The sequence below is a fragment of the Paenibacillus sp. CH40 genome (genome assembly GCF_024213605.1).
Taxonomy (GTDB): Bacteria; Bacillota; Bacilli; order Paenibacillales; family Paenibacillaceae; genus Paenibacillus; species Paenibacillus polymyxa_B.
Genome location: NZ_JANAVQ010000003.1, coordinates 680026 through 706203, shown reverse-complemented (window position 1 = coordinate 706203; position 26178 = coordinate 680026). Strand labels below are relative to the sequence as shown.

24 protein-coding genes, 1 tRNA gene and 1 rRNA gene are annotated in these 26178 nt (G+C 44.9%); 15 read left to right on the top strand and 11 right to left on the bottom strand.

Going from position 1 to position 26178, the window contains the following annotated elements; translation table 11 throughout:
- The 3 genes from NLX73_RS13190 to gyrA form a co-directional block, all read right to left on the bottom strand.
- Nucleotides 1–64 (bottom strand): 16S ribosomal RNA (locus tag NLX73_RS13190); the annotation flags it as partial.
- A 319-nt stretch (nt 65–383) separates the two neighbouring features.
- Nucleotides 384–1472 carry an HD-GYP domain-containing protein gene (locus NLX73_RS13185; protein WP_254326394.1) on the bottom strand — a complete coding sequence of 363 codons (1089 nt, stop codon included), beginning with the start codon at nt 1470–1472 and terminating at the stop codon, nt 384–386.
- Nucleotides 1473–1687: 215 nt separating this feature from the next.
- Nucleotides 1688–4252, bottom strand: coding sequence for a DNA gyrase subunit A (gene gyrA, locus NLX73_RS13180; RefSeq protein ID WP_061830447.1), 2565 nt, complete (start codon nt 4250–4252; stop codon nt 1688–1690).
- A gap of 465 nt (nt 4253–4717) precedes the next feature.
- On the opposite strand from gyrA, the gene NLX73_RS13175 reads away from it, so the two are divergent.
- On the top strand, nt 4718–5545 hold the full coding sequence (locus NLX73_RS13175; protein ID WP_103049701.1) for a YheC/YheD family protein: 828 nt from the start codon (nt 4718–4720) through the stop codon (nt 5543–5545).
- A gap of 141 nt (nt 5546–5686) precedes the next feature.
- Here the strand turns inward: NLX73_RS13175 and gyrB are convergent, their stop codons facing one another.
- From gyrB to dnaA, 6 genes are all read right to left on the bottom strand, one after another.
- The gene (gene gyrB / locus NLX73_RS13170; protein ID WP_061830445.1) at nt 5687–7597 is read right to left on the bottom strand and encodes a DNA topoisomerase (ATP-hydrolyzing) subunit B; all 1911 of its coding nucleotides are present in this window, start codon (nt 7595–7597) and stop codon (nt 5687–5689) included.
- Between the two features lie 30 nt (nt 7598–7627).
- Complete coding sequence (gene remB, locus NLX73_RS13165; RefSeq protein WP_007433255.1) at nt 7628–7879, bottom strand: extracellular matrix regulator RemB; 252 nt, start codon at nt 7877–7879, stop codon at nt 7628–7630.
- Between the two features lie 16 nt (nt 7880–7895).
- Nucleotides 7896–9011 carry a DNA replication/repair protein RecF gene (recF, locus tag NLX73_RS13160; RefSeq protein WP_013308098.1) on the bottom strand — a complete coding sequence of 372 codons (1116 nt, stop codon included), beginning with the start codon at nt 9009–9011 and terminating at the stop codon, nt 7896–7898.
- Between the two features lie 54 nt (nt 9012–9065).
- Entirely contained in the window at nt 9066–9284 is a 219-nt protein-coding gene (yaaA, locus tag NLX73_RS13155; protein WP_023986416.1) for a S4 domain-containing protein YaaA, read from the bottom strand.
- 47 nt (nt 9285–9331) lie between these two features.
- Nucleotides 9332–10474 carry a DNA polymerase III subunit beta gene (gene dnaN, locus NLX73_RS13150; RefSeq protein ID WP_029518977.1) on the bottom strand — a complete coding sequence of 381 codons (1143 nt, stop codon included), beginning with the start codon at nt 10472–10474 and terminating at the stop codon, nt 9332–9334.
- 186 nt (nt 10475–10660) lie between these two features.
- Entirely contained in the window at nt 10661–12007 is a 1347-nt protein-coding gene (dnaA, locus tag NLX73_RS13145; protein ID WP_103049703.1) for a chromosomal replication initiator protein DnaA, read from the bottom strand.
- Nucleotides 12008–13079: 1072 nt separating this feature from the next.
- On the opposite strand from dnaA, the gene rpmH reads away from it, so the two are divergent.
- From rpmH to NLX73_RS13090, 11 genes are all read left to right on the top strand, one after another.
- Nucleotides 13080–13214, top strand: a complete 135-nt coding sequence (gene rpmH, locus NLX73_RS13140; RefSeq protein WP_007433250.1) for a 50S ribosomal protein L34 — start codon at nt 13080–13082, stop codon at nt 13212–13214.
- Between the two features lie 263 nt (nt 13215–13477).
- Nucleotides 13478–13828, top strand: coding sequence for a ribonuclease P protein component (rnpA, locus tag NLX73_RS13135; protein WP_013312817.1), 351 nt, complete (start codon nt 13478–13480; stop codon nt 13826–13828).
- 71 nt (nt 13829–13899) lie between these two features.
- Nucleotides 13900–14766: a YidC/Oxa1 family membrane protein insertase gene (locus NLX73_RS13130; RefSeq protein WP_254326382.1), complete on the top strand. Its 867-nt coding sequence runs from the start codon at nt 13900–13902 to the stop codon at nt 14764–14766.
- Nucleotides 14763–15524, top strand: coding sequence for an RNA-binding cell elongation regulator Jag/EloR (jag, locus tag NLX73_RS13125; protein WP_254326381.1), 762 nt, complete (start codon nt 14763–14765; stop codon nt 15522–15524). Before NLX73_RS13130 ends, jag begins: the two co-directional genes overlap by 4 nt.
- Before the next feature lie 128 nt (nt 15525–15652).
- Nucleotides 15653–17029 (top strand): tRNA uridine-5-carboxymethylaminomethyl(34) synthesis GTPase MnmE, encoded by a 1377-nt coding sequence (gene mnmE, locus NLX73_RS13120; protein WP_254326380.1) that lies wholly within the window; start codon nt 15653–15655, stop codon nt 17027–17029.
- Nucleotides 17030–17126: 97 nt separating this feature from the next.
- Nucleotides 17127–19016 (top strand): tRNA uridine-5-carboxymethylaminomethyl(34) synthesis enzyme MnmG, encoded by a 1890-nt coding sequence (gene mnmG, locus NLX73_RS13115; RefSeq protein ID WP_103049706.1) that lies wholly within the window; start codon nt 17127–17129, stop codon nt 19014–19016.
- Nucleotides 19016–19738, top strand: coding sequence for a 16S rRNA (guanine(527)-N(7))-methyltransferase RsmG (gene rsmG / locus NLX73_RS13110; protein ID WP_254326379.1), 723 nt, complete (start codon nt 19016–19018; stop codon nt 19736–19738). Before mnmG ends, rsmG begins: the two co-directional genes overlap by 1 nt.
- 431 nt (nt 19739–20169) lie before the next feature.
- Nucleotides 20170–20988: a nucleoid occlusion protein gene (noc, locus tag NLX73_RS13105; RefSeq protein WP_068939317.1), complete on the top strand. Its 819-nt coding sequence runs from the start codon at nt 20170–20172 to the stop codon at nt 20986–20988.
- A 186-nt stretch (nt 20989–21174) separates the two neighbouring features.
- Nucleotides 21175–21936: a ParA family protein gene (locus NLX73_RS13100; protein ID WP_013312810.1), complete on the top strand. Its 762-nt coding sequence runs from the start codon at nt 21175–21177 to the stop codon at nt 21934–21936.
- A complete protein-coding gene (locus NLX73_RS13095) occupies nt 21929–22771 on the top strand; it encodes a ParB/RepB/Spo0J family partition protein (protein WP_039272130.1) in 843 nt (280 codons plus the stop codon). Before NLX73_RS13100 ends, NLX73_RS13095 begins: the two co-directional genes overlap by 8 nt.
- Before the next feature lie 198 nt (nt 22772–22969).
- Nucleotides 22970–23491: a DUF4446 family protein gene (locus tag NLX73_RS13090; RefSeq protein ID WP_013312808.1), complete on the top strand. Its 522-nt coding sequence runs from the start codon at nt 22970–22972 to the stop codon at nt 23489–23491.
- On the opposite strand, the gene yyaC is transcribed toward NLX73_RS13090, so the two are convergent.
- Nucleotides 23445–24050 (bottom strand): spore protease YyaC, encoded by a 606-nt coding sequence (yyaC, locus tag NLX73_RS13085; protein WP_254326378.1) that lies wholly within the window; start codon nt 24048–24050, stop codon nt 23445–23447. The two genes, NLX73_RS13090 and yyaC, sit on opposite strands and share 47 nt — an antisense overlap.
- A 251-nt stretch (nt 24051–24301) precedes the next feature.
- Here yyaC and NLX73_RS13080 point away from each other — a divergent pair, with 251 nt between their 5' ends.
- The 3 genes from NLX73_RS13080 (at nt 24302) to NLX73_RS13070 (ending at nt 25634) form a co-directional block, all read left to right on the top strand.
- The gene (locus NLX73_RS13080) at nt 24302–25252 is read left to right on the top strand and encodes a mechanosensitive ion channel family protein (RefSeq protein WP_235306825.1); all 951 of its coding nucleotides are present in this window, start codon (nt 24302–24304) and stop codon (nt 25250–25252) included.
- The gene (locus NLX73_RS13075) at nt 25242–25466 is read left to right on the top strand and encodes a DUF951 domain-containing protein (RefSeq protein ID WP_025723137.1); all 225 of its coding nucleotides are present in this window, start codon (nt 25242–25244) and stop codon (nt 25464–25466) included. The genes NLX73_RS13080 and NLX73_RS13075 overlap by 11 nt, the downstream gene beginning before the upstream one ends.
- 77 nt (nt 25467–25543) lie before the next feature.
- Nucleotides 25544–25634, top strand: a tRNA-Ser gene (locus NLX73_RS13070).
- 224 nt (nt 25635–25858) lie between these two features.
- Here NLX73_RS13070 and NLX73_RS13065 read toward each other — a convergent pair.
- Nucleotides 25859–26176, bottom strand: coding sequence for a hypothetical protein (locus NLX73_RS13065; RefSeq protein ID WP_013312804.1), 318 nt, complete (start codon nt 26174–26176; stop codon nt 25859–25861).
- Nucleotides 26177–26178: the final 2 nt, after the last annotated feature.

Below are 26178 nucleotides of genomic sequence, written 5' to 3'. Positions count from 1 at the left end.
CGACTTGCATGTATTAGGCACGCCGCCAGCGTTCGTCCTGAGCCAGGATCAAACTCTCCATTAAAGACCAACCGAAGCTGGTTTATAGAAAGAGCGATAAGCTCATGTTGAAACTGACGAGATAAAAATATCTCTTGTTTGATTTTGCAAGCAAAATCGTTTTACTCACTCGTTGTTCAGTTTTCAAAGATCAAACATTCATTGTCCGCCTCGGCGTTTCTTTCAACCCCTCAGCAACTTTTATAGTGTATCATATTCCCCAGAGTCATGTCAACACTTTTTTTCAAAAGTGTTTTTCGCTCTTTTTGATAACACTTGAAGCGACAAGAAATAATATATCATACTTTCTTTATATTGTGCAACTGTTTTTTTAAAATACTTAGTTAAGTAACAATACACTCGATATAAAGCTCTCTTTGCAGCATTAAGTTAATGATTTCCCCATCTACTTGAATCAACGGACGAGTCGGATGATCTCGATCAGCAAATATAATTTCCCCTGTACGGCTATCATTGAGGCGCACCTTGGTTCCATTATTGAATTGGGTTAACTTATGAATAAAAACTTGTACGACACTTGGGTCCAGCTTTCCAAATGATTCTGACTTGATTTGCTCTAGAACTAGATACGGTGATTGGGCAGGCCGGTATGTTTTCTCTAGAGTCATAGCATGGAATACATCAGCCACTCCAACGATTTTAGCGTAGATGTGGATTTGTTCTCCTTTAAGACGCAGTGGATATCCAGTACCGTCCACTTTCTCATGATGCTGAAGAGCTGCCAAACGCACACCTTCGTTAATAGCTTTCACATTTTTAAGCAACTGGTATCCTAGTGATGTATGACTACGTATTTCTTCTTGCTCTTCCCACGTTAGTTTGGAGGGCTTGTACAGAATGGCCGGGTCCATTTTAGCGTTCCCTATGTCATGAAGCAATCCAGCAAAAGCCACCTGCATCCAATCCTTTTGAGGTAATCCGATCCATTGTGCAATGGAGTAGGAAGTAAGGGAGGTTAGCACGGCGTTGTGAAAAATATAGTCCACTTCAATCATGGCGGGCGGAGTATAGGTCATTACATTATAGCGCTGAATGTGCACCAGTAAGGACTCCAATTGTCCTCGCAGTTCATATATAGATAAATTAGATACGAGTACCGATTGAAATGCGTTCTTAACGAGCATCACCATTTTGTCATACTCATCCTGAAATTGTTCAGATTCATCTCGCCCATCTAACGAAGGTCCTTGCGATTCAGATATTCCAGATCGAACAGTCGTAGACTCGCTACTGGATTTTGCAAGATCATCCGTCCCTACCTCAACTTGCTGGATCAGGAACGCCTGTAAAATCTCCAAGTCACGCGGTAGTAGAATGCGCCCTTTCGGTAGCAGCAAGCTGCCCATTTCTGTAAATACATCGCTTTGCAATCTAAGTCCTGCTTTTAATTCGGATACGGGTACAGTTGTCATGGTCAACCTCTCTGTTCTCACAACAGCTGCTCCAGCTGCCAGTTATGATGTCATTATATTACTTGGGATTGATCCTGTACATTCATTTTATGCCATTTAAAGCATACTTGTCTGAATTCGCTAGCCAGAAAAAGAAAAAGGCTCCCCGACCAAATAGTCAGAGAGTCTCTTCCATCTAAAATTTAATAACTATTGTTGTTTCCATATGCAGGCTCTTATTCGCCCTCAGAAGATTCTGGGTCGTTACCTTCCGTATCTTCTGTATTCATTTCGAGAGTTGGTTCAACAGATGATAGAGAGGAGCCCTCTCCAGCTTCCCCATCCTCTAATAATTCTTCAAGCAGTTCATCCTGCTCCTCATTCTTGTTCGCTCGACAAACAGTTGCAACCGAATCATCATCGCGAATATTAATCAGCCTTACCCCTTGTGTATTCCGACCCATCGTGGAGATTTCCCCCATGCTAGTCCGAATCAAGGTGCCACTAGCTGTAATGATCATCAGATCCTCTTCGGTTTTTACAACCTTGAGACCGACAACCGGACCATTTTTATCCGTAACATTAATCGTCTTGATCCCCTTACCTCCACGGCTTTGGATACGATAATCCACAACAGGGGTACGCTTGCCATAACCTTTGGCCGTTACAATCAGGATATCCAGGCTGGTATCTACGATATCCATACCTATTACAGCATCACTCTCATCAAGGTTGATCCCTTTAACCCCTGTAGCGCTACGGCCCATAGACCGTACATCACTTTCAGGGAAACGGATAGACATGCCTTGTGCTGTACCAATAATCATTTCCTGCTGTCCGTCCGTCAGCTTCACTTCGATCAGGGCGTCATCTTCACGCAAGTTAATGGCAATCAAGCCACCTTTGCGGATATTTGCATAGTCGTCAAGAGGTGTCTTCTTAATGATTCCATGCTGGGTCGCAAAGAATAGATAGCTATCCTCCACAAATTCCTCGATTGGAATTACCGCATTGATCGACTCACCCTGTTCAATCTGAATCAGGTTAATAATCGGTGTCCCCCGGGCAGTCCGGCTTAGATCAGGAATCTCATAGGCCTTAATCCGATATACCTTACCCTTGTCGGTAAAGAATAACAAATGATGATGTGAATTCGTAATGAACAGATGCTCTACGAAATCCTCATCTTTGGTATCCATACCTACTACACCACGACCACCGCGCTTTTGACTGCGATAGGTAGTAACAGGAAGGCGTTTGATATATCCTGTATGGGTTACAGTAATAATAACATCTTCACGCGGAATGAGATCCTCATCCAGAATACTCTCTTCACCCACTGTAATTTCAGTGCGACGTTCATCAGCGAAACGTTCTTTAAGTTCATTCAGCTCTTCGCTAATAATGTTGAGTACCAGATGCTCATTCGCCAAAATCTCACGGTATTCCGCAATCTTTTGTATTAGCTCGTTATATTCGTTCTCGATCTTCTCACGTTCCAAACCGGTTAAGCGCTGCAGACGCATATCGAGAATAGCCTGAGACTGCTCAAGAGTGAGCGAGAAACGCTCAATCAGTCCTTCACGAGCTGCTTCTGCAGTTTGGGAAGAGCGAATCAAGGCAATAACTTCGTCCAGATGATCAAGGGCAATGCGCAAGCCTTCCAGAATGTGTGCTCTAGCTTCGGCTTTTTTCAGGTCAAACTCTGTCCGGCGACGAATAACCTCGACCTGATGTTTGAGATAATGATATAAGACATCCTTCAGGTTCAAAATCTTCGGTTCGTTGTTTACAATGGCAAGCATATTAATACCGAAATTCGACTGCATGGCCGTATGTTTAAACAAATTATTCAGAACGACATTCGGGTTCACGTCTCTACGCAACTCAATAACGACACGCATACCCGTACGGTCCGATTCATCCCGAAGATCCGTAATGCCTTCAATACGTTTGTCACGTACTAATTCGGCAATTTTCTCGACCAGACGAGCCTTATTCACTTGGTAAGGCAGCTCATGCACGATAATCCGTGCTTTATTGCCAATCTCTTCTATGGTGGTCTTCGCACGCATGGTCACAGATCCGCGGCCAGTCTGGTACGCCTGACGAATACCAGAGCGTCCTAAAATATAACCTGCTGTCGGGAAATCGGGCCCTTGAATATAATCCATAAGTTCCATCGGCGTAATGTCAGGGTTTTCGATCAGTGCTTGTACACCATCGATAACCTCTCCCAAGTTATGCGGAGGAATATTGGTAGCCATCCCGACTGCAATTCCGCCGACGCCATTCACCAGCAAGTTAGGATAACGTGCAGGTAATACGACGGGCTCGCTCTCTTCACCATCGTAGTTCGGCATAAAATCAACGGTCTCTTTGTTCAAATCACGTAGCATTTCCATGGCAATCTTGGACAACCGTGCTTCGGTGTAACGCATCGCAGCCGCCATATCTCCATCCACGGAGCCAAAGTTACCGTGTCCATCCACCAACATATAACGCAAGGAAAAATCCTGCGCCATCCGCACCATCGTATCATATACAGCCGTATCACCATGAGGGTGATATTTACCGATAACTTCGCCGACGATTCTTGCCGATTTTTTGTAAGGCTTATCTGGCGACATGCCTAGCTCGGACATCGCATACAGAATACGACGGTGTACCGGCTTCAGTCCGTCCCGCACATCAGGCAAGGCACGGCTAACAATAATACTCATGGCATAATCCATAAAGGATTCGCGCATTTCCACTCCGATATCCCTATTGATGATTTGCGAGTTATTTTGATCCGCCATGCTGGTCCTCCTTCTTATCCTTCAATACAATGCTCTCTATGTGAAAAGCCTAACAAGATACTGCCTATACACTCCGCTCTCTGCGCAGGATTTTGGCTGAAATCCTCATCTGTGTAATTATATTACTTTCACAAAAAGAGCACAATTAAACGCATCTGTCCTCTTTACAGCGTAAATCCCTCGTCATTCTCTTTCTGCGTGTAGCAGATTGCTATCTCTTGTACAACTCACAAGCCCTGATTATAACAAATTCCCCAGAGCTGGGGATTAGCCCCCACCCTAAGGGCCTTTTCCACATACAATACGTATACGGTCAGGGTTCACTTAGCAAAATTCCGAAAAACGCCGTATTTCTCTATTATATCATTGTTTTACGCGCTTGTCCTTTAGTTTCCCTTGTTTTGTCAAAGTGTTGCGGATTCCAAGTACATGACTCATATTTCGAAAAGAAAGGGATGAGATTACTTGTCTATTCAGCGAGTATCCAGTAAGTGGACCAAAACAAATGCCATTCTCCCCAATCCGACATTGGCCGCTTATGTACCGGAAACACGGTTGTACACATTTGATCACTTGAACGAAATGTTGGCTGTGTATGGTACTGTCTATATTAAGCCGGATAACGGTACTTATGGAAAAGGGGTTATGCGGGCAGAGAGGCTGACAGAGCCGCTTCCACCGACAGAAGAAGGAATTATCGAAGAGAGAACTTGGTATGTGCTTCGCTATGAAGTAGATACCTTCACCTTCGAAAGTCTAGAAGATCTGCATAAAGTGGTTTCTTCCCGCATACGAAAACGTCCATATCTGATCCAGCGTGGAATTCCACTTCTTCAGCATGAAGCACGCCCTTTCGATCTGAGGGTATTAACCCAGATGAATTTGAGACACCAATGGGAAACAACGCTTATTGTAGGACGCGTAGCTGCTCCTGACAAAGTCGTCACCAATCATCACAGCGGTGGAACAACGCGCTTTTTCAATGAGCTGGTCGCTCCATACATGGATGTAAAGGAAGCTGTACGACTGGAGCAAAAATTATCAAAAATGGGCGAACGGGTAGCCTGGCAGTTGCAAAAAAGATACCCACGTTTAAGGGAAATTGGATTAGATGTGGGACTGGATCAGCAAAATTATCCGTGGATTCTGGAGGTTAATACGAGACCAGCAATTAAGGTGTTCTCTTCTCTTCCAAACAAGAGCCTCTATCATAAAATATTCAGATATGCAGTAGGCTACGGCCGGTACTCTTCATCCACGGGTAAAACCATACGCTCTAAGAAAAAAGCCTAAAACAATGAGTTCAAATATTCAAATACACCCGGGCTGGTTAATGAGAAGAAAAGGGACGCCCATTTGGGCGCCCCTTGTGAACTCCTACAAAATACTACCTAATGAGCACGTAATACAGCCACTAGGAAGGAACATCACACATTAAAAATCAAGATTTTTCACGTACTTCGCATGTTCTTGGATAAAGTCACGACGAGGTTCTACATTATCACCCATCAAGGTATTGAACAGTGTATCAGCCAACATCGCGTCACTGACAGTTACCTGAAGCATAGTACGACTCTCAGGATCCATCGTAGTTTCCCAAAGTTGGGTCGCATTCATCTCACCCAAGCCTTTATAGCGCTGTACATTGTATTTCGCGTTTTCTCCAAATTCCCTGATGATCTCATCACGTTCCGCCTCGGAGTTCGCATAACGTACAACTTTGTTACGCTCCACTTTGAATAGTGGTGGCTGAGCAATATAAATATAGCCTGCATCAATGATTTTACGCATGTACCGATAGAAGAACGTCAGCAACAACGTACGAATATGGGCACCATCGACATCCGCATCTGTCATGATAATGACCTTGTGATAACGGGCTTTGGCGATGTCAAAGTCGTCTCCGATCCCTGTACCCATTGCTGTTACCATCGACCGGATTTCATCACTGGACAAAATACGGTCCAAGCGTGCCTTTTCAACATTCAGGATTTTACCGCGAATCGGCAAAATAGCTTGAAAGTGACGATCACGACCCTGCTTGGCAGATCCTCCTGCTGAGTCACCTTCGACGATGTACAGTTCACTAATCGAAGCATCCTTAGAGGAGCAATCCGCCAGCTTGCCTGGGAGCGAACTGATTTCCAGCGCACTTTTACGACGTGTAAGCTCACGCGCTTTACGCGCTGCTTCCCGGGCACGTGCTGCTTGTAAGGATTTATCAACCACCCGGCGGGAAACAGACGGATTTTCCTCTAGGAATTCCTGGAGTTTCTCTGCGAATAGGGATTCGACAATCCCTCGCACCTCACTGTTACCAAGCTTTGTCTTGGTCTGACCCTCAAACTGTGGTTCTGGAATTTTGACGGAGATAATCGCCGTCAATCCTTCACGCACATCGTCACCGGTCAAGTTGGCGTTGTTGTCCTTAATCAAGCCATTTTTACGTGCATAATCGTTAATAATCCGGGTTAATGCACTCTTGAAACCTGATTCGTGAGTTCCGCCCTCATGGGTGTTGATGTTGTTGGCAAAAGAATAAATATTCTCGGTATAGCTGTCGTTATATTGCAATGCCACTTCGACTTGAATCATATCACGCGAGCCTTCGACATAAATCGGCTGTTCATGCAGCGCTTCTCTTTTTTGATTCAAAAATTGCACATATTCACTGATTCCGCCCTCGTAGTGAAATGTATCGCTGGCGCCCGTCCGTTCATCAGTCAAGCTGATTGCAATACCTTTGTTCAGGAAAGCCAACTCACGAATCCGCGTCTGGAGCGTATCATAGTCATATACGGTCGTTTCTGTAAAGATTTGATCGTCAGGATAAAAAGTCGTTTGGGTACCCGTCTCGTCTGTGTCACCGATGACTCTGACATCATACTGCGGAGCACCACGATGATATTCCTGCTCATACAGATGTCCGTCCCGTTTAACATGCACGATCATTTTGCTGGAGAGGGCATTTACTACGGATACACCAACCCCGTGCAGACCACCGGATACCTTGTACCCTCCGCCTCCAAATTTACCACCTGCGTGAAGCACGGTCATAACGACTTCCAGCGCAGATTTTTTCATTTTGGCGTGTTCACTTACTGGAATACCGCGACCGTTATCTGTAACGGTAATGCTATTGTCTTCGTGAACGACAACTTGAATGCTGTCACAGTAACCCGCCAGCGCTTCGTCAATGCTGTTGTCCACAACTTCCCAGACCAAATGATGGAGACCTTTGGCGCTCGTGGAGCCAATATACATCCCGGGACGTTTCCGAACCGCTTCCAGGCCCTCAAGGACCTGAATCTCGCCCGCATCATAAGACGGTTGATTCATAGACATGCCTTTCACCTACTTCTATAGATTCTATGGTTAAGCATTGGCAACAAACTGGTTTGCCCGCTTTTTGAGTGTTGTTGAGGAGATGGGGGAATAATACACCGTATTCTGAGTCACTACGATGGACTTGGCTTCCTCTTCGCCAATCATCTCGACATGCTTCTGCTGTTGGGCGTGGTTCACGTATTGCTTGGAGATTTTAGAGGATTTTTCAATCGAGATATCGAAAATAGCCACAAGCTCTGAAGAGCGGATGATTTTTTCTCCACCCAGATGAATATACATAGCGGTCACTCACTCCTTAGTGTTCCACATGCCCGTCGTGGACGTGATAAATATTGGCATCCTTGAGTCGTTCTGCGTTCAAAGTCTCAACCCCGGTTGCCGTGATAAAGGTCTGTACCTTGCTTTGGAAAGTCTCGATCAGCTGAGTCTGACGATAGGGGTCCAGCTCGGACAAAACATCATCCAGCAGCAGGACAGGATATTCACCAATTTCTTCATGAATTAACTCTATTTCGGCCAGCTTCAAGGACAGGGCCGTCGTCCGCTGCTGCCCCTGCGAGCCATACGTATGCACTTCTCTGCCGTTAATGGCAAAGGCCAAATCATCACGATGGGGTCCCGCCAAAGTCATGCCACGGCGGATTTCCTGTTCCCTCATTTGGGATAACTTTATCATAAATCGCTCCAATAAGACAGCTTCATCTTCTTCCTCTGGCTCACTGAAGGAGGGAACATAGGTTAATTTTAACTCTTCTGTCCCACCTGCAATCCCTTCATGAATGGCCTGAGCCCACTTTTGTAGCTTTGTTATAAATTGTTTCCGCTTTTTAACAATTTTAACACCATGCTCAACAAGTTGCTCATTCCAAACCTCCAGCATCAGCTGCACTGAAGCCATATCCTTACCCCAAGCTTGCTTGAGCAGGTTATTTCGCTGCACCAATACTTTCTGGTATTGCTGCAAATGATACAGATATCCTGGCGCAACCTGTCCAATTTCCATGTCAAGAAACCGGCGGCGAACCCCCGGTGTTCCTTTGACGATTTCGAGATCCTCAGGTGCAAACATGACCACATTTAACGAACCGATAAAATCGCTCAGTTTTCGCTGCTCCAGTCCGTTGATCTTTGCTTTTTTGCCTTGTGTGGATAACGCGAGATCCAGTCTGATTTTCCCGTATTTTTTATCCACATCCGCAGCCAGGTGAGTGGAAGTAGCCCCGAAGGAGATTAACTCCTTATCGCGGGACGTTCGATGACTTTTGGTTAAAGCCAGTACAAAAATCGCCTCTACCAGATTCGTTTTGCCCTGCGCATTTTGTCCGATTAGCAAATTAACGGGACCAAATTCATTCAGCTCCAGCTGTTCATAGTTCCGGTACTGCTGCAAAACAATGTTGTTCACAAACACATAGGGTCCCCCTTGTTACTCCGTACCTAAAAGGAGTCCTTGCCACCCAGGCGATCATGCTCCTGCTGTAACTTCGAAACTTCCGTTGTCCTCTACTTCTACGGTATCACCCGGGTACAGTTTTCTTCCACGACGTTCTTCCGGTTCACCATTCACACGGACTTGTCCCTCTTGCAGCAGGGCTTTAGCCATGCCTCCTGTGGATACACAATCGGCTAATTTTAAAAATTGATCGAGCTTGATGTATTCGGTCTGTATAGATATCTGTTTCAAGGCTTGTTCATCCTTTCGCTTGTCCTCGGGTGGGTTAAAGCTAAACGTCAGTTGGTTGTGCGATATGGCAGGATGATATACAGCGCATTGCTGGAATCTGCCGGTTTTAAAATAATGGGACTCATAATGCCGGTAAAAGCAATCGTCAGCTGCTCGCTGTCAATCACCTTGAGCACGTCGAGCATGTATTTGGAGTTGAACGAAATTTTGAGCGGCTCTCCCTCAAATTTGGACACAGTTACTTCCTCACGCACTTTGCCAAGCTCAGAGGAACTAGAGGAAATTTCCAAGCCGCCATTTTCCAGCGACTGCATTTTTACAATATTCGTTTTTTCCTCACGGGACAGCAAATAAGCACGGTCAATTGACTCACTTAAACTTTTTGTATCCACAATCAGTTCTGTTTTGTAGGAGGTCGGAATAATTCTAGAAGTATCAGGATAGGTGCCGTCCAAGATGCGGGAATAAAATAGCACCCGATCTACTTTGAATAATACCTGATTGTCCGCTACTACGATATCCACAAGCATATTTTGGTCTGGAATAATTCTGCTCAGCTCATTTAGCGTTTTGCCCGCAATGACAACATTGCTAAAGCGCAAGCCTTCAGACGTCTCCAAATGAGCGCTGCGGGTGGCAAGGCGGTGGCGGTCCGTTGCCACAAACTTCAGTTCCCCCTCAGCCAGATTCCACAACACGCCGGTTAAAATCGGTGTCGTTTCGTGGGTGGAAATGGAGAACACCGTCTGTTTAATCATATTTTTAAGTAAATCTCCTGGCACAGAGATGACTTGATTTTCTTCAATGTTGGGAAGCACCGGGAATTCTTCAGGGTCCAAGCCAACAATCTGAATTTCAGTTGCACCGGACGAGATAAAGGTTTGGAATTGGTCTTTTACCTCCATACGGATCTCCTGAGACGGCAACTTTTTGATAATTTCGACAAAGAATTTGGCTGGCAGCACAACACTACCGGGTTGTTCAACCTGAACAACAGTTTGGTCACCATCCTCCATCGGAATAAAGGATTGAATGGAGATGTCTGTATCGCTGGCGGTCAGCGTTACTCCCTGGTGATTCACATCCAGCTTAATACCGCTCAGAATTGGAATCGTAGTCCGACTTGATATCGCTTTGGATACATGTTGTATAGCCTCGTTCAAAACGTTTTTCAGAATGCTGATCTTCATAAGTTCCTCCTACGGGTTTTAATCCTTCAAGCACGCGTTGACGCGGGCCTTATTTAGGTGATGTATATCTTTAAAATATATTAGTAATAGTAATAGGCGCACTGAATATGTGGATAAGTCACTGTAACCCTAATAAAATCAAGCCTATCCACATGTGTATAAATTGTGTATAGGCTCTGAACTTGTTCAGGTTGGATTTTTGATTTTTTCTATTAGGTTGTTGATAACTTTAAACAGATCCTGATCCACTTGAATGGATTTGGAGATTTTTTCGTGCGCATGAATGACAGTCGTATGATCACGCCCACCGAAAGCTTCGCCGATTTTCGGCAAAGAATAGTCGGTTAGCTCACGAGACAGGTACATGGCAATTTGCCGTGGAAAAGCTACAGCCTTCGTCCGCTTACGCGCTTTAAAATCCTCCAGCCGTAGATTGTAAAATTCCCCGACTTGATGCTGTATATCCTGAATCGTGATCATTTTTGGACGGCTGGACGGGATAATGTCCTTCAACGCTTCAGCCGCAAGATGACTTGTTACATCCTGATTTGTTAAGGAAGAATAGGCGACAACGCGTATTAGCGCCCCTTCCAGCTCACGGATGTTCGTATCAATTTGATTAGCGATATACATCATGGCCTCATTGGGAATATCCAGGTTTTCCGCCCGCGCCTTTTTCCGAAGAATAGCAATTCTCGTCTCCAGATCCGGCGGCTGAATATCCGTAATAAGTCCCCACTCGAAGCGAGAGCGCAGCCGTTCTTCCAGCGTTGGAATTTCTTTAGGCGGCCGATCGCTTGAGATTATAATCTGCTTGCGTTCCTCATGAAGCGCGTTAAACGTGTGGAAAAATTCCTCCTGCGTCGATTCCTTGCCCGCAATGAATTGAATATCATCAATGAGCAAAATATCAATGTTGCGATATTTATTCCGGAAACTTTCCCCGCGGTTGTCCCGGATGGCATTAATGAATTCATTCGTAAACTTCTCCGACGATAAATAAACGACCTTGCTGGTCGGATTGTGCTCCAAAATATAGTGCCCGATAGCGTGCATCAGATGCGTTTTTCCCAGCCCCACACCACCGTATAAAAACAGCGGATTGTAAGCTTTGGCCGGCGCCTCGGCGACGGCCAGCGATGCCGCATGGGCAAAACGGTTCCCCGATCCGATGACGAATGTATCGAATGTATATTTGGGATTCAGCATATGGGACACAGCTTCTTCATGAACGACCGGCTGCTGCTGAGGTTGTTGCTGAAGGTCGACCTCGGCGGGCTTGTTCTCTTCAATAACGAACTTGACCTCTAGCTGTTTGCCCAAAATTTCATAAACCGTTGCTCCGACTAGCTTGGTATAGCGGCTTTCAAGCCATTCCACGGCAAAAGTTGTCGGTGCAGAAATCACAATGGAGTGGTCATTTAGTTTCGCTGCCTTGGTAGCCTTAAACCAAGTGTCGTAACTCGGCTTACTCAGCTTGGTTTGTATAATGGATAGAATTTGCTGCCATAGTTCAGAGGTATGGCTGTCCACAGACGTCACTCCTTTTAAATCCTGACATTTTACCGAATTAAGCTGCAGAGAGCTGCTCTCGGCGCTTCGGCAAAACGCCTAAAATCCCAAAAATGTTGTTGAAGGCCATAAAAAGACATACCGCCGCCTAAATCATGCGGCAGTGTGGTGAGAGAACGCAGCACAAAATGACCCTGAAAAATAGCTAATGGAAATTCCGCTGCTGATCAGCAGAAGAGAGGCGATATTTCTCAGGAGGGAATGTGCGGCACGATCCGTTCTCTTGATCCCGCAGGCCAAAACGGGACTGCAATATGTCGAAATCAAATGAAAAATGTAGAATATATCCCCAGAATCCCAAATCCGCACAAAAATAAAAAGATGGATAAATTGAACTTGTTCACAACTTTATCCACAGGGTGTTGATAATATGGAGGGTAAAACAACATATTCACATTCAAAAGTAATATCATCATAGCAAAAGAAGCCTTGTATTTCAATGACTGGTGGTTATTTATCCACAAATTCAATCTGTTGTGTACAATTTTTATTCACAACACAAGATATTGTTTATAATTTGTTCAGTTTTCGACAATAACTCTTTTTTACTCTAAAATGTTATGCACAGGTTATGACCATTTAAATCACAATTCAGTTCTTTTTGGGGATCTGTGTATAACAGCTGTTGCCTTTTGGTCACAGAGGCTTATTTTTCTGTTGAAAATTTCCGGTAACGTTTCCGACATTATTTTTGAACGAACCCGATAACGTCGATCTGAAAATAGGATGGATTCAAGTCACAGAATGAAGAAATGTAAAAAGAGCAGTTTTTGGAGGAGTGAAAACTACAAATAGAATGCTGATAACGGAGGAGAGGCGAAAGAAATTTTATGAAATAAGGGAATAAAAGAGTGAAGTGAGTGAGCGGGGGAAGGGGAGGAGGCTTCCTGATTCGAAAAAGAGGGAGAGGATTCACAAGTACATTGACTTTGGCCGCTATTTGTGGTTAAATGTACAAAGGTGTTTTTTGTGGAGATTGCTACGTTAGGTATATTCCATATAAAACGTATTCCTTGTAAGGAGGTGCAGCACAATGAGACCGACTTTCAGACCGAATGTCAGCAAACGTAAAAAAGTTCACGGCTTCCGTAAAAGAATGAGCACGAAGAATGGCCGTAAAGTTTTGGCAGCTCGTCGCCAAAAAGGTAGAAAAGTATTGAGTGCGTAATGCGTGCATAAAGACCACTACGGTGGTCTTTTTTTTCATAATTGAGGTATTCAGGGATCGGCCCCCTTCTTCTATTGTTGTAAAAATGTAGCGAAAGTAGAGGGAGAAGTCCAGCATCCTGTCCTATATTAGATGAAGCTTTTAAAAACGGATATAAAATAAGCGAGATTACCATGTTGGAATGTTGTCCATACTTCTTACTATATAAAAGGTAAAGGTAAGCTTACCGACATGTGTAAAAGAGATGAGCAAGGAGAAGCGCCGTGCAAAAAAAATTGCGTCTACGAAACCGGGCGGACTTTGGGCGCGTATACCGCCATGGCAAATCTTTTGCCAACCATCAGTTTGTGGTGTACTGGTTCCGCCGCAGAGAGGTAGAGCAGTTCCGCGTCGGAATTTCGGCCAGCAAGAAGATCGGCAATGCAGTGGTTCGCAACCGGATGCGTAGAATCGTTAAGGAAATTGTGCGCCATCATGAGCATGAATTGGTGGAGCAGATTGACCTGATTTTTATCGTTCGTAAAGGTGCGGTTACAATGTCGTATCAAGAGCTGGAGAAAAGCGTGCTGCACGTTCTACGCAAAGCCTCGCTGCTCAAGTCTTCACGCCGATAGTCAGTATCTTTGTCCTACAGGATATGGTATGATTTACGTTGGAATGGATTGGTTAAGAAAGGGGTTATGAAGTGTCGCGTTTGAAGACTCAACGGGGAAAATGGTTCCTCCTGATTGCCTTATTGGCACTTGTTGCTGTGCTGTCCGGATGTGCCCAGACGGCCCACAATTCTTACACGACGGCAGACTTGGCCAATGGATCGTTTTGGCAAAGATATGTCGTTTACTGGTTTTCGTATGCGCTAGATACATTTGCCCAATGGTTCTCTGGAGAGTATGGCCTGGCCGTACTGATTCTGGTGATTATCGTGCGAACCATTATTTTGCCGCTTACACTCAAGCAAGTACGTAGTTCCAAAGCTATGCAGGCCATTCAGCCGCAATTAAAAGAAATCCAAGCGAAGTACAAGGATACGCCTGAAAAGGTCCAGCAAGAGACGATGAAGTTGTTCCAGGAAAACAAGGTCAACCCGATGGCTGGCTGTCTTCCTTTGGTAGTACAGATGCCAATTTTCATCGCGCTTTATAATGCCATTTATTATAACTCAGCATTGCGGGATCATGACTTCTTGTGGCTCCAGTTAGGTAAACCGGATCACTTGTTTATCCTGCCGATTTTGGCAGCGATTACGACATTTGTCCAAACTTGGATGATGATGAAAATGAATCCGACGCCGCAGCAGGGACCGATGCAATTTTTGCTGTACGTCTATCCGGTGCTGATTCTGTTCATGTCGTACAACTTCCCATCCGCTTTGCCGTTATACTGGTTCTACAGTAATATTTACACGATCATTCAAAACTATTTCCTTTATCGGAATAAGGATAAAGAAGCAGCACTGGCGAGTGTGAAAACAGCCAGTCTCGCGAAAACTGGTTCCTCCAATAGTAAGAAAAAAGGTGGTAAAAACACGAAGGGGGCTAAAAAGTCGAGATGACCAAAGTCGTGACATCAGGAAAAACCGTTGAAGATGCTGTAAGACAAGGACTCTCCCAGCTGGGAGTAAGCCGTGAACGGGTAACCGTAAGCGTGTTGGAACAGCCGTCAAAAGGATTCCTGGGGTGGCTCGGGGTCAAGAAGGCGAAGGTGGAGCTTACGCTGCTCTCTGAGCCGTCTCCTGAAACCACACACGCGGCTGAACTTCATATATCGGCTCAAGCACCTTCTAGCGTGGGACAGGCTTTATCAAAAGAAACTAGGCCTGTTGCACAGGAAGCACAGATGAACACGGAAGCACCCTCGGGACATATAGATCCTTATGAAGAGGCGGTGCGTTTTATCCGTGAAACAGCAGCAGGAATGGGACTGGACGTTAAAGTCGATGTCCGCCACCGCAAGGATGAAAGTACACTGGATATCTCCGGTCCGTCGCTCGGTATGTTGATCGGCCGCAGAGGACAGACGTTGGATGCATTGCAGTACCTGACGAATATCGTTGCCAACCGTCATTCTGACAAGTTCATCCGAATTGTGCTGGATGCCGAGCAATTCCGTGCACGTCGGCAAAAAACGCTGGAAGATTTGGCAGATCGGTTGGCGAACCAGGCTATTCGTTATGGCAAGGAAGTGGTACTGGAGCCAATGCCGTCACAGGAGCGGAAGCTGATTCATGCCAAGCTCCAACAGCATGCGCTGGTTAGAACATACAGCAAGGGGGACGAGCCCAATCGGCGCGTCATCATTGCTAAAAAATAATCCGACGCAATGGCTCTCTGCAAGATGCAGAAGCCATTGCTTTTTTTCTTATAATTCTCGCTGAAACGGCTGCCGTCCTTGATGAAGGACGGCAATGTCGTTTCTACTTGATAGGAGGTAGAAACTTTATGCTGAGTGATACTATAGCTGCCATTGCAACGGCTGTCGGCGAGGGCGGCATTGCGGTTGTACGAGTCAGCGGTCCAGAAGCGGTCACAGAAGTGGAGGCTTTGTTCCGTAGTAAAACACCTCTAAGCAAGGCTCCAACTCACACAGTACATTATGGACATATTATAGATCCTCAAAGCCAGGAAAAGGTGGAGGAAGTTTTAGTTACAGTGATGCGGGCGCCACGCTCTTTTACGACAGAAGATGTCGTAGAAATCAGCACTCATGGCGGGGTCGTAGCCGTCAAACGGGTGATGGATTTACTATTGCTGCAAAATATACGTCTGGCTGAGCCAGGTGAATTTACGAAACGTGCTTTTCTGAATGGTCGTATTGATCTGAGTCAGGCAGAGGGCGTCATTGACTTAATCCGCTCCAAATCAGATAAAGCTTTTTCGGTGGCTTTGAAGCAGGTAGATGGACAACTGTCCCAGAATATTCGTCGTCTGCGTCATGTCTTGGTGGAGACACTTGCTCATATTGAAGTGAACATTGATTATCCTGAGCATGATGTTGAATCTTTTACATCTGACTTAATCAAGGATAAAAGCAGTCAGGTTATGACGGAAATTGATCGGCTGCTGCATACGGCGGAGCAGGGAAAGATTTTGCGCGAAGGGCTGACCACAGCGATTGTTGGAAGGCCAAATGTGGGCAAATCGTCACTGCTGAACACATTGGCTCAGGGCGAGCGGGCCATTGTGACCGATATTCCGGGCACAACTCGTGACGTTATTGAGGAATATGTGACGCTTAATAGTATTCCGCTCAAGTTGCTGGATACAGCAGGGATTCGTGAAACGATGGATGTAGTGGAACGGATCGGAGTAGAACGTTCGAGAACGGCGGTTAGTGAAGCGGATCTGCTGCTCATCGTCATTAACGCCAACGAACCACTGCATGAGGATGAAATGGCATTAATGGAACAAATCCGCGGTAGACAAGCGATTGTCATTATGAATAAAATGGACTTACCGGCCCAAGTAGACCGGGATTTGTTGCTGCGTTATGTTCCCGAAGAGCTTATCGTACCGATGTCTGTGAAGGAAAATGAGGGAGCGGACCGACTGGAGCAGGCGATATCCAAGTTATTCTTTAGCGGCAAGCTGGAATCAGCGGATATGACATATGTCAGCAACGTACGGCATATTGCTTTGTTGAAGAAGGCGCGCCAATCGCTGGTAGATGCCTATGAAGCCGCTGATCAATTTGTTCCGATCGACATGATCCAGATTGATGTAAGGCTGGCATGGGAGCATTTGGGCGAGATTGTAGGCGATACTGCGCATGATGCGTTGATAGATCAAATATTTTCACAATTTTGTCTGGGCAAATAGAACATTCAAGCATGGCTGATATAAGCCTGCTATCGTTATAGATATACAAGAGCATATTCGGCGTGAAGACCGGAATGTATAAGGAGGTAAGAAAGGTATGGGTTACCAAGGAGGCGACTATGACGTAATTGTCGTAGGCGCGGGCCATGCGGGCGTAGAATCAGCCTTGGCAGCAGCACGGATGGGCTGCCGCACATTGATGATCACAATTAACCTGGATATGGTCGCGTTCATGCCCTGCAACCCGTCTATTGGCGGTCCTGCAAAAGGGCATGTGGTGCGAGAAATTGATGCACTGGGCGGCGAAATGGGTCGGAATATTGATAAGACATTTATCCAAATGAGAATGTTAAATACTGGTAAGGGTCCGGCGGTTCATGCATTGCGTGCACAAGCAGACAAGTTTTCTTATCAGCATGCGATGAAGGAAACGATGGAAAAGGAACCGAATCTAACCTTACGCCAAGGTATGGTGGAAGAGCTGATTATGGAAGACGGCCATTGCGTAGGTGTAATTACGAAGACGGGCACAGAGTATCGAAGTAAAGCAGTTGTCCTAACCACAGGCACTTATCTGCGGGGAAAAATCATTATGGGCGAGCTGATGTATGAGAGTGGTCCGAACAATCAACAGCCTTCGTTGAGATTGTCTGAGCATTTGAGAGAACTGGGTTTTGATCTGGTTCGATTTAAGACAGGAACGCCACCACGTGTACACAAGGACACGATTGATTTTAGCAAAACGGAAATACAACCGGGTGATGATCAACCGAAGTTCTTTTCCTATGAAACGAAGTCTTCGGATAATGAACAGCTTCCTTGCTGGCTGACATATACTTCAGTAGAAACGCATCAGATTATTAATGATAACTTGCACCGTGCACCCATGTTCTCTGGTCTGATTGAAGGAACGGGACCACGTTATTGCCCATCTATTGAAGATAAAGTGGTACGTTTCAGTGATAAGCCTAAGCACCAAATCTTTTTGGAGCCTGAAGGTAAAAACACATCTGAATACTATGTTCAAGGCTTGTCGACCAGCTTACCAGAGGATGTGCAATTAGCTGTGCTGCGTTCGATTCCGGGGATGGAAAAGGTAGAGATGATGCGCAATGGCTATGCTATTGAATATGATGCAATGGTACCTACGCAGTTATGGCCTACTTTGGAAACGAAGAAAGTTCCTGGCTTGTTCACAGCAGGTCAAATTAACGGTACCTCTGGTTATGAAGAAGCTGCGGGCCAAGGAATTATGGCAGGGATTAACGCAGCTCGTAAGGTGCAGGGCAAAGAACCCGTCGTATTGGACCGTTCGCAAGGCTACATTGGGGTTCTGATCGATGATTTGGTGACGAAGGGGACGAATGAGCCTTATCGTCTGCTGACGTCGCGTGCAGAATACCGTCTGTTATTGCGTCATGATAATGCGGACCTGCGATTGACTCCGATCGGGCATGATATTGGCCTAATTACGGATGAACGATACGAGCGCTTTTTGGATAAAAAGCAAAAGGTAGAGCAAGAGATTGAGCGTTTGCGCTTGGCGAAGGTTCGTCCGGTTGATATAAATGAGATGCTGGAGCAAGGCGGATCTGCACCAATACAGGATGGCAGTAATTTGTTAACGGTGCTACGTCGACCAGAGATCAGTTATGCGCAAGTAGCACAAATCTCACCTTCACCTATAGCTCTTACTGAGGAAGAACAGGAGCAGGTGGAAATCCAGATTAAGTATGCGGGCTACATTGAGAAGCAATTGATGCATGTGGAGCGTCTGCAAAAGATGGAGAAGAAGAAGCTCCCAGAGGATATTGTATACAATGAAGTTCAAGGACTGGCCATTGAAGCCAAGCAGAAGCTTGAAAAGATCCGTCCGATGTCGATTGGCCAAGCATCCCGTATTTCGGGTGTAACTCCTGCGGATATTTCCATTTTGCTGGTTTATCTGGAGCATTATAACCGCGTAACGGCAGCAAGGGGATCATAATGGACGCGATACAACAGCAATTTAAGCAGCGGCTGGCAGAGCATAGTATTGTAATTAATGACAGTCAGTTAGAGCAGTTTGAAACATATTACCGTGTGCTGGTTGAGTGGAATGAAAAAATGAACCTGACGGGTATTACTGAGCGCGATGCAGTGTACACCAAGCATTTTTATGATTCTCTTTCCCTGGCCTTTTATGTTCCGTTAAATGATGTGGGAAGCTTGGCTGATATTGGATCAGGTGCAGGTTTTCCAGGCATTCCTTTGAAAATATGCTTTCCGCAGATTCAGTTGACTATTGTAGATTCATTGAACAAACGTATACAATTCTTGGCCCATGTAGTAGAGCAGTTGGGTTTGGAAAATGTTGAACTGATTCACAGCAGGGCAGAGGAATTGGGGCGTAAACCAGGATACCGCGATAGCTATGATCTAGTGACAGCCAGAGCGGTTGCTCGTCTCACCGTATTGAATGAATTTTGTTTGCCGTTTGTCCGTGAAGGGGGACACTTTGCCGCGATGAAGGGTAGTGATCCTACGGAGGAAATCAAGGAAGCTTCCTACAGTTTGAAAGAGCTAAAGGGAAAAATCAAACATGTTCAGGCTTTCCAGCTACCTGTTGAAGATGCAGCCAGACATATGATTATTATTGAAAAAAGAGCGGCTACACCACGGAAATATCCACGTAAGCCGGGTACTCCTTTGAAGACGCCGTTAGTGTAATTGTTTGAAAGAAAGTGAATGTTTCACGTGAAACATTCACTTTTTTTATGGCTGACAGACTCTTTACATAAAAGACACTTTGCTAACATGCGTTCTTGTTTACATGGGGGAAGAAGATGGATAGATAGTTGTCAAAGAGGATGCATAATTTATTATCTGATCCTTCCGAAAAGCTGATAGAGACGATAGGATTATGGCTGGAAAAGTGATAGAATAGAGATAATCGTTTTAATGTAAGTTGACTGCTCCCGTACCCATGAATTCAGATATACATATAGGGCAGTGGGACAACAAATGTCAGGGGTGTACGTGGAGTGTACCCGCTTACGGCGCTGTTTCATATAAAAGGGTCTACGATCCGCGTAAGGAACTGTTTTTCACGAAGCGCTGTTAGTATGGTGCTATTATGAAATTAGGTGGTATTATACGGAATGAAAGAACAATTTTCCAAGCTATTTGGTTTGACGGAGCGATCTACTGGGGACGAAATAAAACAAATTCCAGTTCGGGATATTGTCAGCAGTCCTTATCAGCCCCGTACCATATTTGACGACGAGAAGATTGATGAGCTATGCCAGACCATTAAGACGCATGGTGTAATTCAACCGATTGTCGTTCGTTTCCGTAATGGACAATATGAGATTATAGCAGGGGAACGTCGTTGGAGAGCTGTCACCAAGCTGGGTATGGAAACTATTCCAGCCATTGTTCGTGAGTTTAATGATTCACAAGCTGCATCCATCGCGTTGATTGAAAATCTTCAACGGGAAGGGTTAACTGCGATTGAAGAGGCTGTAGCTTACCAAAAGCTGATTGATCTACATCAGCTCACCCAGGAAAGCCTCGCTCAACGACTTGGCAAAAGCCAATCCACTATTGCTAACAAGATACGGCTGCTTCATCTGCCGGAGAGAGTGAAAGAGGCTCTAATGGAACGGAAGGTGTCCGAGCGTCATGCTCGTGCATTATTGTCATTAGAGACTGAAGAACTACAGTACAAGGTTTTAGATGAAGTCATTTCCAAGGAACTCAATGTGAAGCAGACAGAGGCACGAGTTGCCTTTTATAAACAAGTATCCACCAATAAGAAATCGAAGCGGATTTCCTTTACCAAGGATGTCCGGCTTGCGCTGAATACGATTCGTCAATCCATTGATATGGTGTCTGGCTCAGGCTTGGATATCAAGACCAAGGAATCTGATCATGAGGATCACTATGAGATTGTCATTCAAATTCCCAAACGTAAGTAAGGGATGAAGCGTACAGGCGGCAGCAATTGCCGCTTTTTCTGTCTAACGCCGAATAAAACCGCAGCATACTCAATTCTATTCTGAAATTGCCGTTATCCGTAAGTTAAGGACTAAGTAACGTCTCCATAGAATGTTTTGTAGCTATGGAGTGTAGCAGGATTCCGATTAAATTATGAGGTGAATGAAGTGTCAAAAATAATAGCCGTAGCCAATCAAAAGGGCGGAGTAGGCAAAACAACTACTTCCGTTAATTTGGGCGCCGGACTTGCTTCCCTCGGCAAAAGGGTATTGCTCGTGGATATCGACCCGCAAGGTAATACAACCAGCGGTGTGGGTATCAATAAGGCGGACGTGGCAAATTGCATTTATGATGTACTCATTAACGAGGTTGATCCTAGCGAAGCTATTATGAGTACACAGGTTGAGGGATTAGATATTATTCCGGCAACCATTCAGTTAGCAGGCGCGGAAATTGAACTGGTGCCGACCATTTCTCGCGAATTGAGATTAAAAAGATCGCTTCAACTCGTTAAGCATAATTATGATTATATATTAATTGATTGCCCGCCATCGCTGGGTATTTTGACGCTTAATTCATTGACGGCTTCCGATTCAGTCATTATTCCAATCCAGTGTGAATATTACGCATTAGAAGGATTAAGTCAGTTGTTGAATACCGTGCGATTAGTGCAAAAACACCTGAACACCTCACTGCAAATTGAAGGTGTGTTGTTAACCATGTTTGATGCCCGCACGAACTTGGGTATTCAGGTGATTGAAGAAGTGAAAAAGTATTTTCAAAGCAAGGTTTATCAGACGATTATTCCACGCAATGTGAGACTCAGCGAAGCACCATCACATGGCCAGTCCATTATTACGTATGATCCCCGTTCCCGTGGGGCAGAGGTATATATTGAGTTGGCAAAGGAAGTGGTATCTTATGAGTAAACGGTTGGGAAAAGGACTTGATGCACTCATTCCCTCCCTTATGGTCAATGAAGAAGATAAGGTTGTTGACATTCCGCTCAGCCAGTTGCGTGCAAACCCGTACCAACCTCGAAAAACGTTTGATGAAGAGTCCATTAAGGAATTAGCCGAGTCTATTCGTCAGCACGGTGTTATCCAACCTATTATTGCACGTAGTGTATTGCGAGGATATGAAATCATAGCCGGGGAAAGGCGGTTTCGGGCGTCTCAATTTTGTGGGAATCCGACTATACCTGTAGTTGTTCGCAATTTTACGGATCAGCAGGTGATGGAAATTGCCCTGATTGAGAATTTGCAGCGTGAGAATTTGAATGCTATGGAAGTAGCAGTAGCTTATCAGGGATTAATGGATCAATTTTCTTTAACTCAGGAAGAGTTGTCCATGAAAGTGGGAAAATCACGTTCTCATATTGCCAATTTCCTTCGTTTGCTCGCATTGCCTGAAGAAGTTAAAGATCATGTTTCACGTGGAACATTGTCTATGGGACACGCTAGGGCTATTGTTGGACTCAAAGATCCAGACATGGTGAAACAGTTAGCACAGCAATGTATTGAACAGCAGTGGAGTGTTCGCGAACTGGAGGAAGCTGTACAGCAGTTGGATCATAAACCTGGTGAGGCGAAAGCCAAAGCAAAGGTACGAAAAAAGGACCCCTATATTGACCATATGGAAGAGTCCCTGCGTGAACGCTTTAAAACAACTGTAAAGATCAAGCACAATAAGGATAAAGGCAAAATTGAATTAAATTATTACAGCCAGCAGGATTTGGAAAGATTACTGGAGCTATTACAGTAGTTTGTTGAAATATGGACATGTCTCCTTGAGCAAAATGGAAAGTGAGATATGTCTTTGCTTTGTCTGGAATTGCAGGAATTAGAATGGTTTTGATGGATAAACTAATAGCCTTGTGTTATTTGTTTCGCTGTTCTCAAACGTATAAAATATAAGTATGCAGGTACATGATTTTTGAGGTAGAGGAGTAGAAGCAAGCATATGGCTGAATTGAATGGACTAATCATGGAACAGCTTGCCGGAATCGTTGCAGGGATCGTGCTTATTTTGCTCATCCTGTTGATTGTTATTATCGTGCAGGGTGCAAAGCTGAAGAAGATGCGGCGAAAGTATGAAACCATGATGGCAGGCAGCGGTGTCGAGAATTTGGAAACGCTGCTGATTGATTTGAAGGTACAGATGGATACGATTGAGGATGAGCAGGAAACCCATCGTGCAAGTATGAAATCACTACGCAGCAAACTGACTGGCTTGAAGGGACATATAGGCATTAAACGCTATAATGCCTTTGGTGAGAGAGGAAGTGATTTAAGCTTCTCTCTGGCTATTGTAGACGACAATCAGGATGGTATGGTATTAACCGGCATTTATAACCGAGATGGTTCATATGTGTATGCCAAGCCTCTAGAAGCGGGACAATCCACCTATTCCTTATCACCTGAAGAGAAAGAAGCCGTTACTCTTGCGCAGCAAGCAGGACAGAACGGTAATGCCACTCCTTAATCGCGGAGTATAGGCTACCAGCAATGATATCTGATAATTTCATTACCAAATTTAGTCTTGTATTTTGTAGCACGAAGTATTCCATGAAGCCGCCGACGTTAACGATACCAGTCAAATGGATATCGCCGACCGGCGGTAATTCTTTATTTACACCTGCTCCCGGCTTGAGAGGGCCTTCTGAAACCTGAATGCATCCAACACTGGAGGTTTGTCCAAGACATGCATCTATACCAATGATATAAGGCTGTTCATACCGGTCTTGTATGCCGTTCAGCGTCGTTTGCAGGTTCATGGCATGTACAGGCTCTTCTAATGTACCGTATAGGTTAAACAGAGGGCTTTTGTAGCGTGCTAAATGCGTACCTACGAGCGGACCCAGGCAATCTCCAGTGGAACGGTCGGTGCCGATGCAAATAATGACGATATTTTGCAGACTCGGCGCCTGGTGCAGATGGAACAGCAGACGATGGATGATGGCTGATTGGATCCCGGGGTCTGTGTGTGATATTTTTAGGCTTAGGGGTTCTTGCCCCGGAATGAAGTCAGATGAATGAGTCATGGAATCTTCCTTTCGCTCTGTAATGGAGTGTGCGGGTTACGCTCGCTGTACCTTGGAGAATAACAATTAGCCTGCGGGTAACATTTATGCTCAAGATAGTAGCTAGTATATGGATAAACTTGTGCTTTTATACTCGAAGGAAGTAGATTATTCATAGCCATATGTTTGAAGTCAGTAGATAAGCTTATATAGTAGGAAATAGAATTCGGGAAGCAGGAAGAGTAGTTCCCTTGTTTAAGGAGGAGTACAGCATGACCTTAATACATTGGTTGGCCGGTAATGTAGGTACGGATGACGTAGTGAAAGATGCGATTCAATGGAAGGATGCTGTATGGAAATGGCTCACTGATAGTACGATGTGGTCGACCCTTTTGTTTGTGATTTTGAAAATAGCGATTATTTTTATCATCACACGTATCTTTATTCGAGTTATTAATAAAATAATAGATAAGTCGATGCAACAAAAGGGAGATAACGGCAGGTTCCGATTGAATACAAGACGGTTAACGACTGTTGGGGAACTGTTGAAAAATGTAACCAATATTGTATTTAATTTCATTTTGATTATGCTGGTGCTATCGCAAATGGGTATTAATCTCGGCCCTCTGATTGCTGGAGCTGGAGTGCTTGGATTGGCTGTTGGTTTTGGGGCACAGAGTTTGGTTAAGGATGTAATTACCGGATTCTTTATTATTTTTGAAGATCAATTTGCCGTAGGAGATGTCATTCAGACAGGTACTTTCAAGGGTACAGTAGAAATGATCGGGCTGCGTACAACCAGACTGGTGAGCTGGAAAGGTGAGGTGTACATTTTACCAAACGGCTCAATTACAACGGTAACGAACTTCTCTATGTCCAACGCGTTAGCGGTAGTGGATGTGCCAATGAAGGCCGAGCGTAGCCTGGAGGAAGCAGTTGGTTTGGTAAAACAGGCAATCCAAGGTATTGAAGAGTCCAATGTACAGATACTTAATATACCGGATGTATTAGGGGTTCAGTCCATGACTACCTCAGAGTATATTGTGCGTGTTGTGGCAGAATGTATGCCGAATACAGGGGCCGTGGTAGAGCGTGATATTCAGAATAACATCAAGAAGGCCCTAGAGGATGAGGAACATCGTCAGGCCGCTTTGGAGACAGCGATAACCCTAGAAAAAGAAGATGAACAAGGAAGAAAAGGGGGAGAGAAGGGTGGAGCGTAAGTCATTTGAACTAGGGGACATTGTACAGATGAAGAAGCCTCATCCGTGTGGAACGAATGAAATGGAAATTATCCGCATGGGGATGGATATTCGAATCAAATGTGTCGGTTGCCAGCATAGTGTGCTGATTCCACGTGCCAAGTTCGAAAAGAATATGAAGAAAGTGCTGCGATCAAAGGCTAATGCCGACGAGCAAAACACAGAAGCAAATTGAGCCAAGAAAGATGAATGGCGATGAACCAGAATCAGCTTGCGTCACAGTTGCAATGATGATATAATTATCCTTGCTGCGGAAAGGTACCCAAGAGGTCTAAGGGGGCTGACTCGAAATCAGTTAGGCGTCGCAAGGCGTGCGTGGGTTCGACTCCCACTCTTTCCGCCACTAACTTCATTAAATAAACCAATCTCTTACGTCTGTGATGTAGGGGATTTTTTGTTTGTGGAATAAAAGGTCAACAGACTGTGATAAAGTGAAAAGCACTAAGATAAACCATGAGGGTAAGATGGAAGAAACGATTACAAATCTATTGGGTAATGAATAAGGCGTTATAGCAAAAAAATGCTCCTGACAGCGGGGAAATTATTGCCGTTAGGAGCACTCTTTTGTTATAGCTGGTTAGGCGGGTAATGATAGCGTTTTGTTTTTTTTGAGCCAGAGATCATCAGAAGGATCGCTGCAATCAAATGGAGAGCCCAGCCTACAAAGGGTATCCAGGCCAGCAAAGAAGTGAGTACTCCCCATACGGAGCCGTAGATCGCTTCCTGATTGCGTAACGACAGGATAAGTGTTACTGCGTGCAGGACAAGCATAAATCCCAGAGCCGAGTAGCCGGTCCCCATGACAATAGCTCCCCCCACAATCGGTACGGCAAGCACCAATTCGAATATACCTGATATCCACTTTAATATTCGAGAATAGCTCATCT

Coding starts and splice junctions, on each gene's coding strand:
- NLX73_RS13080 (WP_235306825.1), top strand. CDS start 24,302: ATGACCTTAATACATTGGTTGGCCGGTAATGTAGGTACGGATGACGTA.
- NLX73_RS13185 (WP_254326394.1), bottom strand. CDS start 1,472: ATGACAACTGTACCCGTATCCGAATTAAAAGCAGGACTTAGATTGCAA.
- mnmG (WP_103049706.1), top strand. CDS start 17,127: ATGGGTTACCAAGGAGGCGACTATGACGTAATTGTCGTAGGCGCGGGC.
- remB (WP_007433255.1), bottom strand. CDS start 7,879: ATGTATATTCATCTGGGTGGAGAAAAAATCATCCGCTCTTCAGAGCTT.
- dnaN (WP_029518977.1), bottom strand. CDS start 10,474: ATGAAGATCAGCATTCTGAAAAACGTTTTGAACGAGGCTATACAACAT.
- gyrB (WP_061830445.1), bottom strand. CDS start 7,597: ATGTCTATGAATCAACCGTCTTATGATGCGGGCGAGATTCAGGTCCTT.
- NLX73_RS13095 (WP_039272130.1), top strand. CDS start 21,929: ATGAGTAAACGGTTGGGAAAAGGACTTGATGCACTCATTCCCTCCCTT.
- noc (WP_068939317.1), top strand. CDS start 20,170: ATGAAAGAACAATTTTCCAAGCTATTTGGTTTGACGGAGCGATCTACT.
- rpmH (WP_007433250.1), top strand. CDS start 13,080: ATGAGACCGACTTTCAGACCGAATGTCAGCAAACGTAAAAAAGTTCAC.
- yyaC (WP_254326378.1), bottom strand. CDS start 24,050: ATGACTCATTCATCTGACTTCATTCCGGGGCAAGAACCCCTAAGCCTA.
- mnmE (WP_254326380.1), top strand. CDS start 15,653: ATGCTGAGTGATACTATAGCTGCCATTGCAACGGCTGTCGGCGAGGGC.
- NLX73_RS13065 (WP_013312804.1), bottom strand. CDS start 26,176: ATGAGCTATTCTCGAATATTAAAGTGGATATCAGGTATATTCGAATTG.
- gyrA (WP_061830447.1), bottom strand. CDS start 4,252: ATGGCGGATCAAAATAACTCGCAAATCATCAATAGGGATATCGGAGTG.
- rsmG (WP_254326379.1), top strand. CDS start 19,016: ATGGACGCGATACAACAGCAATTTAAGCAGCGGCTGGCAGAGCATAGT.
- jag (WP_254326381.1), top strand. CDS start 14,763: ATGACCAAAGTCGTGACATCAGGAAAAACCGTTGAAGATGCTGTAAGA.
- NLX73_RS13090 (WP_013312808.1), top strand. CDS start 22,970: ATGGCTGAATTGAATGGACTAATCATGGAACAGCTTGCCGGAATCGTT.